The organism is Pseudomonas sp. MB-090624, assembly GCF_003205245.1.
GTDB classification, from domain to species: Bacteria; Pseudomonadota; Gammaproteobacteria; order Pseudomonadales; family Pseudomonadaceae; genus Aquipseudomonas; species Aquipseudomonas juntendi.
Map to the genome: position 1 here is coordinate 18380 of NZ_QJRK01000003.1, position 12956 is coordinate 31335.

Annotated in this window: 14 protein-coding genes; 8 read left to right on the plus strand and 6 right to left on the minus strand. The window is 63.8% G+C overall.

Annotation, left to right across the window (positions count from 1 at the left end; genetic code table 11):
* The 5 genes from tusC to DMX12_RS02365 all read left to right on the plus strand — a co-directional run bounded on the left by tusC (position 1) and on the right by DMX12_RS02365 (position 3054).
* Positions 1-360 (plus strand): sulfurtransferase complex subunit TusC, encoded by a 360-nt coding sequence (tusC, locus tag DMX12_RS02345; protein ID WP_009682095.1) that lies wholly within the window; start codon positions 1-3, stop codon positions 358-360.
* Entirely contained in the window at positions 360-656 is a 297-nt protein-coding gene (gene tusB / locus DMX12_RS02350; protein WP_009682094.1) for a sulfurtransferase complex subunit TusB, read from the plus strand. The genes tusC and tusB overlap by 1 nt, the downstream gene beginning before the upstream one ends.
* Positions 653-988, plus strand: coding sequence for a TusE/DsrC/DsvC family sulfur relay protein (locus tag DMX12_RS02355; protein ID WP_009682093.1), 336 nt, complete (start codon positions 653-655; stop codon positions 986-988). Before tusB ends, DMX12_RS02355 begins: the two co-directional genes overlap by 4 nt.
* An 11-nt stretch (positions 989-999) precedes the next feature.
* Entirely contained in the window at positions 1000-2001 is a 1002-nt protein-coding gene (locus DMX12_RS02360; RefSeq protein WP_009682092.1) for a glycosyl transferase family protein, read from the plus strand.
* A gap of 93 nt (positions 2002-2094) precedes the next feature.
* A complete protein-coding gene (locus DMX12_RS02365; RefSeq protein WP_110676048.1) occupies positions 2095-3054 on the plus strand; it encodes a glutathione S-transferase family protein in 960 nt (319 codons plus the stop codon).
* A 114-nt stretch (positions 3055-3168) separates the two neighbouring features.
* Here the strand turns inward: DMX12_RS02365 and cysG are convergent, their stop codons facing one another.
* The 6 genes from cysG to DMX12_RS02395 all read right to left on the minus strand — a co-directional run bounded on the left by cysG (position 3169) and on the right by DMX12_RS02395 (position 10828).
* Positions 3169-4560: a siroheme synthase CysG gene (cysG, locus tag DMX12_RS02370; RefSeq protein ID WP_054912653.1), complete on the minus strand. Its 1392-nt coding sequence runs from the start codon at positions 4558-4560 to the stop codon at positions 3169-3171.
* Entirely contained in the window at positions 4561-5841 is a 1281-nt protein-coding gene (serS, locus tag DMX12_RS02375; RefSeq protein ID WP_110676050.1) for a serine--tRNA ligase, read from the minus strand.
* A gap of 30 nt (positions 5842-5871) precedes the next feature.
* Complete coding sequence (crcB, locus tag DMX12_RS02380; RefSeq protein WP_009683106.1) at positions 5872-6246, minus strand: fluoride efflux transporter CrcB; 375 nt, start codon at positions 6244-6246, stop codon at positions 5872-5874.
* Entirely contained in the window at positions 6243-7568 is a 1326-nt protein-coding gene (locus tag DMX12_RS02385; RefSeq protein WP_054904213.1) for a replication-associated recombination protein A, read from the minus strand. The genes crcB and DMX12_RS02385 overlap by 4 nt, the downstream gene beginning before the upstream one ends.
* Before the next feature lie 12 nt (positions 7569-7580).
* Positions 7581-8204 carry an outer membrane lipoprotein chaperone LolA gene (lolA, locus tag DMX12_RS02390; protein WP_110676052.1) on the minus strand — a complete coding sequence of 208 codons (624 nt, stop codon included), beginning with the start codon at positions 8202-8204 and terminating at the stop codon, positions 7581-7583.
* A gap of 62 nt (positions 8205-8266) precedes the next feature.
* Positions 8267-10828 (minus strand): DNA translocase FtsK 4TM domain-containing protein, encoded by a 2562-nt coding sequence (locus DMX12_RS02395; RefSeq protein ID WP_371928249.1) that lies wholly within the window; start codon positions 10826-10828, stop codon positions 8267-8269.
* 323 nt (positions 10829-11151) lie between these two features.
* Between DMX12_RS02395 and aat the strand changes: the two genes are divergently transcribed.
* The 3 genes from aat to infA all read left to right on the plus strand — a co-directional run bounded on the left by aat (position 11152) and on the right by infA (position 12919).
* Entirely contained in the window at positions 11152-11835 is a 684-nt protein-coding gene (gene aat, locus DMX12_RS02400) for a leucyl/phenylalanyl-tRNA--protein transferase (protein ID WP_054881605.1), read from the plus strand.
* Between the two features lie 55 nt (positions 11836-11890).
* Positions 11891-12598: an arginyltransferase gene (locus DMX12_RS02405; RefSeq protein WP_054904215.1), complete on the plus strand. Its 708-nt coding sequence runs from the start codon at positions 11891-11893 to the stop codon at positions 12596-12598.
* A 102-nt stretch (positions 12599-12700) separates the two neighbouring features.
* Complete coding sequence (gene infA, locus DMX12_RS02410; RefSeq protein ID WP_002553999.1) at positions 12701-12919, plus strand: translation initiation factor IF-1; 219 nt, start codon at positions 12701-12703, stop codon at positions 12917-12919.
* The last annotated feature ends 37 nt before the right edge of the window (positions 12920-12956 follow it).

Sequence of the window (12956 nt, forward strand, 5' to 3'; positions counted from 1 at the left end):
ATGGCCAAATCCTTGTTGATCATCAGCCGCCAGGCGCCGTGGAACGGCCCATCTGCCCGCGAGGCGCTGGACATCGCCCTGGCCGGTGGCGCGTTCGACCTGCCGCTAGGCATGCTGTTCCTCGACGATGGCGTGTTCCAGCTGGCGCCAAACCAGCAACCTGCCGCCGTGCAACATAAGAACCTGGCCGCCAACCTGCAGGCGTTGCCGATGTTCGGCGTCGAAGAACTGTTCGCCTGCAACCACAGCCTCACCCGCCGTGGCCTGGCCGCCGACAGCCTGGCACTGCCAGTGCAAGTGCTGGATGACGCGGCACTGACCGCACTGATCGCCCGTTTCGACCAGGTGGTAACGCTCTGATGACGACCCTGCACGTAATTGCCCACTCCCCGTTCGGCGACGAGCGCCTGGCCAGTTGCCTGCGCCTGCTGGGCGCCAACGACGCCCTGCTGCTGTGCGGCGATGCGGTATACGCCCTGCGCAGCGGCAGCGAAGCGTACCGCCAGTTGCAAGCCGCCAGCCTGGCCCAGCGCCTGTTCGCCCTGGACGAAGACCTGCAAGCCCGCGCGGTCGGCAACGACCTGGCCAAGGCCGTGGACTACGCCGGGTTCGTCGAACTGTCGCTGCACTACGACAAGGTCAACAGCTGGCTATGAATACCCTCACCGTTGCCGATCAGGCGATCGCCCTGGACAAAGACGGCTTCCTGGTCGACCTGCAAGACTGGTCCCATGCAGCTGCCGAGGCCCTTGCCGAGCGCGAGGGCATTGCCCTGACCGCGGACCACTGGGAAATCCTCGAACTGCTGCGACAGTTCTACCAGGAGTACCAGTTGTCCCCGGCCACCCGCCCACTGATCAAGTACACCGCCCTGAAGCTGGGCGCGGACAAGGGCAATAGCCCGCACCTGAACCGCCTGTTCAATGGCACCCCCGCCAAACTTGCCGCCAAGCTGGCGGGCCTGCCCAAGCCGACCAATTGCATATGACCCTGCCACCCTTGAATCAAGCCCGCCCGCTGACCCTGGAAACTCCGGCTGAACACCCGTTCGCTGAATTCGTGCGCATTCTTGGCAAAGGCAAGCGCGGCGCGCGCGGCCTTACCCGCGAGGAAGCCAGGGCTGCCATGACCCTGCTGCTGGAAGGCAAGGTCGAGGACACCCAGCTGGGCGCCTTCCTGATGCTGCTGCGGCACAAGGAAGAAAGCGCCGAAGAGCTGGCCGGCTTCACCGAAGCGCTACGCGGCCACCTGCAAGCCCCGCGCATTGCCGTGGACCTGGACTGGCCAACCTACGCTGGCAAGAAGCGCCACTTACCCTGGTACCTGCTGGCCGCCAAATGCCTGGCCGGCAATGGTATTCGCATCCTGATGCATGGCGGCGGTGCACACACAGCCGGGCGCCTGTATACCGAGCAGCTGCTCGGCCTGTTGCATATCCCCCTGTGCCGCGACTGGGCAGCGGTCGACACCGCGCTGGGCCAGCATCAGCTGGCGTTTTTCCCTTTGCACGACTGGGCGCCGCAACTGCAGCGTATGATCGACCTGCGCAACACCCTGGGCCTGCGCTCACCCATCCACTCCCTGGCGCGGGTGCTCAACCCGCTGGGCGCGCGTTGCGGCCTGCAAAGCATCTTCCACCCCGGTTACCAGGCGGTACACCGGGAGGCCAGCCGCCTGCTGGGCGACCATGCCGTGGTGATCAAGGGCGATGGCGGCGAGATCGAGGTCAACCCGGACGTCATCAGCCACCTCTACGGCACCACTGCCGGCGTAGCCTGGGATGAAGAATGGCCGGCGCTCAGCGAGCGCCGTCACGTCAAACCCGCCACGCTGCAACCGGAGCATTTGCTCGCCTTCTGGCGTGGCGAAGTGCAAGACAGCTACGGCGAGAAAGCGCTGATCGCGACCATGGCCTTGGCACTGCGTGGCCTGGAGCAGACCCGGGAACAGGCCTTCACCAACGCGCAGGCCTATTGGGACAACCGTGATAGATCGATTTAGTCGATAACACCACCCCGATCTTTGCGCTATTTCTTCGAACGATCTGGCCTAGACTGGGCTCCAACGACAAACCCTTTGTTCCAGGAGCTCACCATGGGCCTTTTGATCGACGGCCGCTGGCATGATCAGTGGTATGAAAACGGCAAGGACGGCACCTTCAAACGCGAAAACGCCCAGCGCCGCCATTCGTTGCCTGCCCCCGAAGCCGGCCGTTACCACCTGTACGTGTCGCTGGCCTGCCCTTGGGCCCACCGCACGTTGATCTTCCGCGCCATCAAAGGCCTGGCGCCGTTGATCGACGTTTCGGTAGTGAGCTGGCTGATGCAAGACCATGGCTGGACCTTCGACCAGCAGCAAGGCTCCAGCGGCGATCACCTCGATGCACTGCAGTACCTGCATCAGCGTTATACCCAGGACGACCCGCACTACACCGGCCGGGTGACAGTACCCGTGCTGTGGGACAAGAAAGAGAAACGTATCGTCAACAATGAGTCGGCTGAGATCATTCGCATTTTCAACAGCGCGTTCAACGAGTTAACCGGCAACACCCTCGACCTGTACCCCGCGCCGCTGCGTCCGGCCATCGAGGCGCTGAATGAACGTATCTATCCGGCGGTTAACAACGGCGTCTATCGCGCCGGCTTCGCGACTACGCAGGAGGCCTACGAGGCGGCGTTCGATGACGTGTTCAACGAACTGGATTACCTGGAAGAGCTGTTAGGCCGCAATCGCTACCTGGCGGGCGAATACCTGACTGAAGCCGATGTGCGCCTGTTCACCACGCTGGTGCGCTTCGACGCTGTGTATCACGGGCACTTCAAGTGCAACCTGCGGCGCCTCAGCGATTATCACAACCTGTCGAACTGGCTGCGTGAGCTGTACCAGTGGCCGGGGGTGGCGGGGACGGTGGATATGGAGCATATCCAGAAGCACTATTACATGAGCCACAAGACCATCAACCCGAATGGGATCGTGCCTAAGGGGCCGTTGCAGGATTTCAACCAGCCGCATGATCGGGAGCGGTTGGTGGGTAAAGGGATTTGGCAGGGTTGAGGCACTGGGGGCTGCTTTGCAGCCCATCGCGACACAAGGCCGCTCCTACAGCGCAGTGCCTTGGTGTAGGAGCGGCCTTGTGTCGCGATGGGCCGCAAAGCGGCCCCGGCGGTTTCAGCTGTTCTGCGAACCTTCAAACCAGGCCAGCTTGTCGCGCAACTGCACCACTTCCCCAACAATCACCAGGGTCGGCGCATGCACTTCATGCTGGGCCACCAGCTCCGGCAAGTCCGCCAAGGTACCGGTGAACACCCGCTGGTTACGCGTAGTACCCTGCTGCACCAGGGCCGCCGGGGTACTGGCCGCACGCCCATGGCGAATCAGCTCTGCGCAGATCGTAGGCAAGCCCACCAAACCCATGTAGAACACCAGGGTCTGGGCCGGCGCCACCAGGTCGTTCCATGGCAGATTGCTGGTGCCATCCTTGAGGTGCCCGGTCACGAAGCGCACCGACTGGGCATGGTCGCGATGGGTCAGTGGAATCCCGCCATAGGCGGAACAGCCACTGGCCGCCGTAATGCCCGGCACCACCTGGAAGGGGATGCCATGCTCGGCCAGCTCTTCGATCTCTTCGCCACCGCGCCCAAAGATGAACGGGTCGCCGCCCTTCAGGCGCAGTACGCGTTTGCCTTGCTGGGCCAGGTCAACCAACAGGCGGTTGATCTGGTCCTGCGGTACGGCGTGATCAGCGCGGCGCTTGCCAACGTAGATACGCTCGGCATCACGCCGGCACATATCGATGATCGCAGGGGCCACCAGGCGGTCATACAGCACCACATCGGCCTGCTGCATGAGGCGCAAGGCGCGGAAGGTGAGCAGGTCCGGGTCGCCCGGGCCCGCACCTACCAGGTACACCTCGCCCCCCTGCTGCACCGGTGCGCCCTCCACCATCGCCTGCAACAGGCGTTCGGCTTCGGCGCCCTGCCCGGCCAGCTGGCGCTCGGCGATCGGGCCCTGGAACACGGTCTCCCAGAAGCCACGGCGCTGGTTCACGTCCGGATACAAGGACTTGACCTTGTGCCGGAACCGCGCCGCCAGCCCGGCCAGCTCACCGTAGGCAGCCGGGATCCAGGCTTCCAGCTTGGCGCGAATCAAACGCGCCAGCACCGGAGCGTCCCCGCCACTGGACACCGCAATCACCAACGGTGAACGGTCGACAATCGCCGGGAAGATCACCGTGCACAAGGCCGGCGCGTCCACCACGTTGACTGGCAGGCTGACGGCCTGCGCATCGGCCGACACCTGCGCGTTCAGCCCAGGGTCGTCAGTGGCGGCGATCACCAGCCGGCACCCGACCAGGTCGGCGGCCTGGTAGCCACGCACCAGCACCTCACCGCCACCTTCCCGGGCCAACGCAGCCAACTGGCCGTCGACGTCCGGCGCCACCACGCGCAGCACACTCCCGGCATCCGCCAGCAAGCGCGCCTTGCGCAAGGCGATCTCACCGCCGCCGACGACCAGTACACGGCCGCCCTGCAGCTTGTGGAACAGCGGCAGATAATCCATTTAGCGGATGACCTCGACGCCGCCCATGTAAGGCTTCAGCACCTCTGGCACGCGGATCGAGCCGTCCGCCTGCTGGTAGTTTTCCAGCACCGCAACCAAGGTACGGCCAACCGCCAGGCCGGACCCGTTGAGGGTGTGTACCAGTTCCGGCTTGCCGGTTTCCGGGTTGCGCCAGCGGGCCTGCATGCGGCGCGCCTGGAAGTCGCCGCAATTGGAGCACGAGCTGATTTCACGGTACTTGTCCTGGCTCGGCACCCACACTTCCAGGTCATAGGTTTTCACCGCGCCGAAACCCATGTCGCCGGTGCACAGGGCCAGCACGCGGTACGGCAGCTCCAGCAGCTGCAGCACGCGCTCGGCGTTGGCCGTCAGCCCTTCCAGGGCTTCCATCGACTTCGCCGGCTCCACCACCTGCACCATCTCGACCTTGTCGAACTGGTGCTGGCGGATCATGCCGCGGGTGTCCCGGCCGGAAGCGCCCGCTTCACTGCGGAAGCACGGGGTGTGGGCAACCAGCTTCAGCGGCAGTTGCTTGGCATCCAGAATCGCGCCTGCCACCAGGTTGGTCAGCGACACCTCGGCAGTCGGGATCAGGTAGAAGTCAGCCTCGCCTTCGCGGGTGATCTTGAACAGGTCTTCTTCGAACTTCGGCAACTGGCCAGTGCCCTGCAGCGCTGGGGCCTGCACCAGGTACGGGGTGTAGTGTTCCTCGTAACCGTGCTCGCCCGTATGCAGGTTGATCATGAACTGCGCCAGGGCGCGGTGCAGGCGGGCAATCGGCCCGCGCAGCACGGCAAAGCGTGCGCCGGACAGCTTGGCGGCGGCTTCGAAGTCCAGGCCACCGCTGAGTTCACCCAGGGCAACGTGGTCCTTGATGTCGAAATCGAAGGTTTTCGGGCTGCCCCAACGGCGCACTTCAACGTTGTCGTCTTCGCTGGCACCGACCGGTACGCTGGCATCCGGCAAGTTGGGGATGGTCAGCAGGATGCCGTCCAGCTCGGCCTGGATCTCGTCCAGCTCGGCCTTGCCGGCCGCCAGCTCATTGGCCATGCGCTCGACATCGGCCATCAGTGGGGCGATGTCCTCGCCCTTGGCCTTGGCCTGGCCGATGGACTTGGAACGGGCGTTACGCTCGGCCTGCAGCTGCTCGGTACGGGTCTGCACCGCCTTGCGGCGTTCTTCCAGTGATTCGATGCGCGCGACATCCAGGCTGAAGCCACGGGAGGTCAGGCGATCCGCCACTTCCTGAAGTTGGCCGCGTAACAGTTTGGAATCGAGCATATCGTTCTCTCGTTATAGGTAGGTGTTGGTTCAGAAACGGGTCAGGGACAGGCCGGCCCAGGTCGCGAGCAGCCCGCCCACTACGCTGATACTGGTATAGCCCAAGGCCAGCGGTACTTGCCCGCTTTCCATCAGGCGCACGGTATCGAGCGAAAAAGAGGAAAAAGTCGTAAGGCCACCAAGGAAGCCGACGATCAAGCCGGCGCGCAACTCGACCGGCGCCAGTGGCTTGTGCAGGAACAAGCCGTAGAGCAGGCCGATCAGCAGGCAGCCAACCAGGTTGACCGCCAGCGTACCGGCATAGAAGTGCCGTGGCCAGTGGGCGGTGACCCAATTGGCGGTGGCAAAGCGCAGCAACGTACCGGCGACGCCCCCGGCACTCACGGCAGCGATCAAGGCAATCATGGCTTTCTCCGCTGACGGGGGCTGTTGCGGTCCAGGTCGGCCAGGTGGCGCAGCTTCTCGCCGATTTTCAGTTCCAGGCCGCGCGGCACCGGCTGGTAGTACTGGCGCGGCTCGAGTGCATCGGGGAAGTAGTCCTCGCCGGCTGCATAGGCGTCGGGCTCGTCATGGGCGTAGCGGTACTCGTCGCCGTAACCCAGTTGCTTCATGAGCTTGGTGGGCGCATTGCGCAAGTGCAGTGGCACTTCCAGCGAGCCATGCTCGGCGGCTTCGCGCAGGGCGGTCTTGAAGCCCATGTACACCGCGTTGCTCTTCGGCGCACAGGCCAGGTAGGTGATGGCCTGGGCCACCGCCAGCTCGCCTTCGGGGCTGCCCAGGCGCTCTTGTACATCCCAGGCCGCCAGGCACAAGCCGAGCGCCCGCGGGTCGGCGTTGCCAATGTCTTCGCTGGCCATGCGCACCACACGGCGGGCGATGTACAGCGGGTCGCAGCCGCCGTCGAGCATGCGCGCGAACCAGTACAGGGCGCCGTCCGGGTTGGAACCGCGTACCGATTTGTGCAGCGCGGAAATCTGGTCGTAGAAGGCTTCGCCGCCCTTGTCAAAACGGCGACGGCTGTCGCCCAACAGGCTCTGCAGCATCTCGACGTCGATTTCACTGCCGTCTTCGGCCAGGTCCGAGGCATTTTCGAGAAAATTGAGCATGCGCCGGCCATCGCCGTCTGCGGCGGCCATCAGCATCTTGAAGGCATCGTCGCCCACCCGCAGGTTGCGCTTGCCCAGGCCACGCTCCTCGGTGAGGGCGCGGTCGACCAGCTTGCGCAACGCCGCCTCGTCCAGGCTTTTGAGCACATACACCCGCGCCCGCGACAACAGTGCGTTGTTGAGCTCGAACGAGGGGTTTTCGGTGGTGGCGCCAATGAACAGCAGGGTGCCGTCTTCCACGTAGGGCAAGAAGGCATCCTGCTGCGACTTGTTGAAGCGGTGCACCTCGTCGACGAACAGAATGGTGCGGCGGCCGTATTGCCCTGCCTGCTGCTTGGCAACCTCCACCGCCTGGCGAATTTCCTTCACCCCGGCCAGTACCGCCGACACGGTTTCGAAATGCGCATCACAGAACTGCGCCAGCAGCCGCGCCAGGGTGGTCTTGCCTACCCCTGGCGGGCCCCAGAAGATCATCGAGTGCAGCGCGCCTTGCTCCAATGCCTCGCGCAGCGGTTTGCCGCGCGCCAGCAGGTGCTCCTGGCCTACGTACTCGTCCAGGTTGGACGGGCGCAGGCGGGCCGCCAGAGGCTGGGCGACAGGTTCGCTTCGAAACAGGTCCATGGCGAGCTCTGGTTACTCCTTGATCACGTCCGCGCCTTTGGGAATGTCGAACTTGAACCTGCTGTCCGGCACCGCCTGGTTGGCCTTGACGCCATTGAACAGGATGTTGGTGCGCTGGCCGACGCTGTCGATCAGCTGCATGTCATTGATCAGGCCCTTGCGGAACGACACGCGCAGCGAGTCGAACAAGGTGTCCTTGGTTTTCGGCTTGAGGGTGAAGTCCATCACTTCGCCCTGCTCCTTCGAGGTGATGTCGAAGCTCTGGCTGATTTTCGACACATCACCCGACAGCAGCAGCGCCGGGGTCTGGTTCAGGCGCACGTCGAGCTTCTTGATGGTGGCCTGTTCCAGGTCCGGGTCCCACAGGGTGACGTTCTTGCCGTCCGACACCACCACTTGCTCCTGCGGTGCGTCGGTATGCCAGTAGAACAGGCCCGGCCGCTTGACGGTCATCTTGCCCGAGGTTTCCTGCAGGCTGGTGCCATCGGCGCCCAAGGTCAGCTGGGAGAAATTGGCCTCGATGGTCTGTGACTTTTCCAGCAACTGGGTCAGGCGTTGCACATCCTGCTCACCGGCATAAGCGGTAACCGAGCCCAGGGTCAGGGCAGAAACCAACAGCATGCGAGTCGCGCGCATGGGAATCCTCATTGAGCATTGAAAAGGCCGGGCACCAACGCTGGCGCCCGGCAGGGTGTTCATCAGTCGCGCGGGCCGCCTGGGGCAATTACTTCCCGCGAGCCGTTGCTGTTCATCGGGGTAACGACGCCGGCCATTTCCATCGACTCGATCATGCGGGCGGCACGGTTGTAGCCGATCTTCAGTTTGCGCTGCACGGCAGAAATGGAAGCACGACGGCTCTCGAGCACGAACTGCACCGCTTCATCATACAGCGCATCGGTTTCGGCATCGTCGCCATCACCACCACCGCCGCCGCCGTCGAAGCCGCTGCCGGCTTCTTCCACGCCATTGAGAATGTCGTCGTTGTAGTCTGGGGCGCCGCGCAGCTTCCACGCCTCGACCGTGCGGTGCACCTCGTCGTCGGAAACGAACGCGCCATGCACCCGGATCGGCAGGCTGGTGCCCGGCGGCATGTACAGCATGTCACCGTGGCCCAGCAGTTGTTCGGCACCGCCCTGGTCGATGATGGTCCGCGAGTCGATCTTGCTCGACACCTGGAAGGCCATGCGGGTCGGGATGTTGGCCTTGATCAGACCGGTGATCACGTCCACCGACGGGCGCTGGGTGGCGAGGATAAGGTGAATGCCCGCCGCACGCGCTTTCTGCGCGATACGGGCGATCAGTTCTTCGACCTTCTTGCCGACAATCATCATCATGTCGGCGAATTCGTCGACCACCACCACGATGGTCGGCAGAGTTTTCAGCGCCGGCGGCTCGTCGTCCATGCTTTCGCGGCGGTACAGCGGGTCGTGGATGATTTCCCCGGCTTCCTGGGCGTCCTTGATCTTGCGGTTGAAGCCGGCCAGGTTACGCACACCCATGGCCGCCATCAGCTTGTAGCGGCGCTCCATCTCGGCCACGCTCCAGCGCAGGGCGTTGGCGGCGTCCTTCATGTCGGTGACCACCGGGCACAACAGGTGCGGAATGCCTTCGTAGATCGACAGCTCGAGCATTTTCGGGTCGATCATGATCAGCCGCGCGTCTTCCGGGCTGGACTTGAACAGGATCGACAGGATCATCGCGTTGACCCCCACCGACTTACCGGAACCCGTGGTACCGGCCACCAACAGGTGGGGCATCTTGGCCAGGTCGGTAATCACCGGCTTGCCGCCAATGTCGTGGCCCAGGGCCAGGGTGACAGGGGACTTCTGCTCATCGTACTGCGGCGTGGCCAGCACTTCGGAGAAACGCACCATCTGGCGGTTTTCGTTGGGGATCTCGATACCCACGGTGGTCTTGCCGGGGATGACCTCGACCACACGCACGCTGGTCACCGCCAGCGACCGCGCCAGGTCCTTGGCCAGGTTGGCGATACGGCTGACCTTGACGCCAGCGGCAGGCTGGATTTCGTAGCGGGTGATCACCGGGCCTGGGTGGATGGAATCCACCGAGACCTCAACGCCGAACTCCTTGAGCTTGATTTCCAGCAGCTGACCGACACCGGCCAGGGATTCTGGCGAGTACTCGATCTTCTTCTGTTCGGCCGGGTCGAGGATGGATATCGACGGCAGCGTGCCCTCCACGGCGCTGTCGATGAACAGCGGCGTCTGCTTCTCTTTCATCACCCGCTTGCTCGGCTCTGGCGCCTTGTCTACGGCCGGGGGCACGATGGTTGGCGTGGACGACGGCACACGGGCAAGGCTTGGCTCGCGGGGCGGCACCACCGGCTCGCGGGCCAGGGCCGGTTCGCGGGCCGGGGCCACGGGCTCGCGCCCGAGGGTCGGCTCGCGGGGCTCGACCACCGCTGCCGGCGCCTCTTCACGCTTGAAGATGCGCTCACGCAGCGCCGGTTTGGCGGGTTCGCGTTTCTCGGCGACCGTTGGCGCGGCCTTCACCACGGGCTCATCCTCGCGCAACTGCGCTTCAAGGCGCTTGCGTTCGTTGCGGGCTTCCCACCAGCGATTGGCGGCGCCCTGCACCAGTTCGAACAGGTCGAGGGTGATCTTGCCCGTCAGGTCCATCACCTTGAACCACGACAGGTCGGTGAACACGGTCAGGCCGAACAGGAACAGGGCGATGAACATCAGCGTACTGCCCTGCACGTTCAGCAGGTTGCGCGCCAGGTCGCCAAGGCTCTCGCCCAGGGCGCCGCCGGCAGAAAATGGCAAGCTCGCAGGCGAATGGAAGTGGATGTGCGCCAGCGCGGCCCCCGACAGCACCAGGAATACCAGGCCGATCAGCCGCCAGGAAAACAGCCAGCCGCTCCAGTCCCAGGGCTGATGGCGCTGGCGGAAGATCTGCCAGGTTTTCACCGCCAGCAGCAGCGGGAAGATATAGGCGAAGTAACCCAACACCATGAACAGGATGTCGGCAAAGTAGGCACCGGCACGCCCGGCGGCGTTCTGCACCTGGTCGACGGTGGCGGTGTGGCTGAAGCCCGGATCCGAAGTGTCGTAGGTCAGCAGCGCCATCCACAGGTACAGGCACAGAGCGCCAACGGCGATCAACGCACCTTCCTTGAGGCGATAATGCAGCTGCTGCCGCCACAGGGGCACGGGCAAGGGAGCTGGGGTTGCGGTGGATTTCTTCAAAACACGTCTATTCCTGCGCGTGTTGCGCGTCCAATAGTGCTCGGCCGGCAGTGCGGCCAATGAACCACTACTTTTAACATTACTGCCCGCCCACTGCCATGACGGCGCGCCATAAGGCGCTCAAGCGGGGGCGACTTTCACATGCCTGCAATTTGAGCACGCATTTTCTTTCGTGACAAAGGCTTATGCTGTGTTTTTGCACAGGTATGACAGCAAATGTAGCGGATGGTGCCTGTGGTTTCATCAATGTGCAGGAAATTGCCCGAATTTCGCGGCCGTGCCGGCCCTGGCCGCCGCTGCCGGCGCTCAGCCATTGACCCTGCCGGGCGCGCACGCCATGCTGCCCGCTCCCCTCCCCCACCGCACGATAGACCATGCTCACCTGGCTGACCCGCGACTCGCTGACCTTCCCGCCCCTGGAAAAGGCCCTGCACGAACCCAACGGCCTGCTCGCCGCCGGCGGCGACCTGAGCCCCGAACGGCTGGTGCAGGCCTACCGCCATGGCTGCTTCCCCTGGTACCAGGACGGCCAGCCGATCCTGTGGTGGTCACCCGACCCGCGCACGGTGTTGCTGCCCGACCAGCTTCACGTATCGCGCTCGCTGGCCAAGCTGATGCGCCAGGGGCGCTACCAGGTCAGTTTCGACAGCGACTTCCCGGCGGTCATCGACGCCTGCGCCGCCCCCCGCGATTACGCCGACGGCACCTGGATCACCGATACCATGCGCAACGCCTACTGCGAACTGCACCGTCGCGGCATTGCCCACTCGGTCGAAGTACGCCAGCACGGCGAACTGGTCGGCGGCCTGTACGGCCTGGCCATGGGCCAGTTGTTCTTCGGCGAATCGATGTTCAGCCGCGCCGACAACGCCTCCAAGGTCGGTTTCGTGACCCTGGTCGAGCACCTGCGCCAGGCCGGCTTCGTACTGATCGACTGCCAGATGCCCACCAACCACCTGCACAGCCTCGGCGCCCATGCCATCAGCCGCGCCGAGTTCGCCCGCTACCTGGCCCGTCACCTCGACCAGCCCAACAGCGCGACCTGGGTGGTTGCCTAGGCGGTTTTCCCTGGCTGGCTTACACTTAGAACAAAGTCTCACCGAGGGGTTGATCATGACAGAGTTGGCGCGGTTGAAGTTCTATGCCACTCAACCCCACTCCTGCAGTTACCTGCCCGACGAGCAGGCAACCACGCTGTTCCTCGACCCCAGCCAGCCGATGGACGTGAACGTCTATGCCGACTTGTCGGACATGGGTTTTCGCCGCAGTGGCGACCACTTGTATCGCCCCCACTGCCAGAACTGCAACGCCTGCGTACCGGCGCGCATCCCCGCGGCCCGTTTCATTCCCAACCGCCAGCAGCGGCGCATCCTCAAGCGCAATGCCGACCTCACCGTGAGCGCAGCGCGGCCGGCGTTCAAGGAAGAGTACTTCGAGCTGTACCGGCGTTACATCGAAACCCGCCATGCCGACGGTGACATGTATCCACCCAGCCGCGACCAGTTTTCCACCTTCCTGGTGCGGGACCTGCCCTTCTGCTGGTTCTACGAATTTCGCCTGGCCGGCCGGCTGATGGCAGTGGCCGTGTGCGACGTGCTGCCCAATGGCCTGTCAGCGGTCTACACCTTCTACGAGCCCGACGAAGAGCGCCGCAGCCTGGGCCGTTTCGCCATTCTCTGGCAGATCGGCGAAGCCCTGCGCAAGGATCTGGAGGCGGTGTACCTGGGCTACTGGATCAAGAACTGCAAGAAGATGAACTACAAGACACAGTATCGGCCCATCGAATTGTTGATAAACCAGCGCTGGGTCACCCTCAACTGAAAGCATTGGCTTGACACACAGTTTTCCGGCATAATCCACGCCACTTTTTTGCCCGGTGCGGATATGCGTCGGGCCAACACTGGACACCGAGGGCTCAACTGCATGTCGAAAGAAGACAGCTTCGAAATGGAAGGTACTGTCGTCGACACCCTGCCCAACACCATGTTCCGCGTGGAGTTGGAAAACGGGCACGTCGTAACCGCGCACATCTCCGGAAAGATGCGCAAAAACTACATCCGTATTCTCACTGGCGACAAGGTCCGCGTCGAGCTGACGCCTTATGACCTGAGCAAGGGCCGCATCACCTACCGTGCGCGCTAAGCTCCAGCCATGAAAAAGCCCGGCCAAGTGCCGGGCT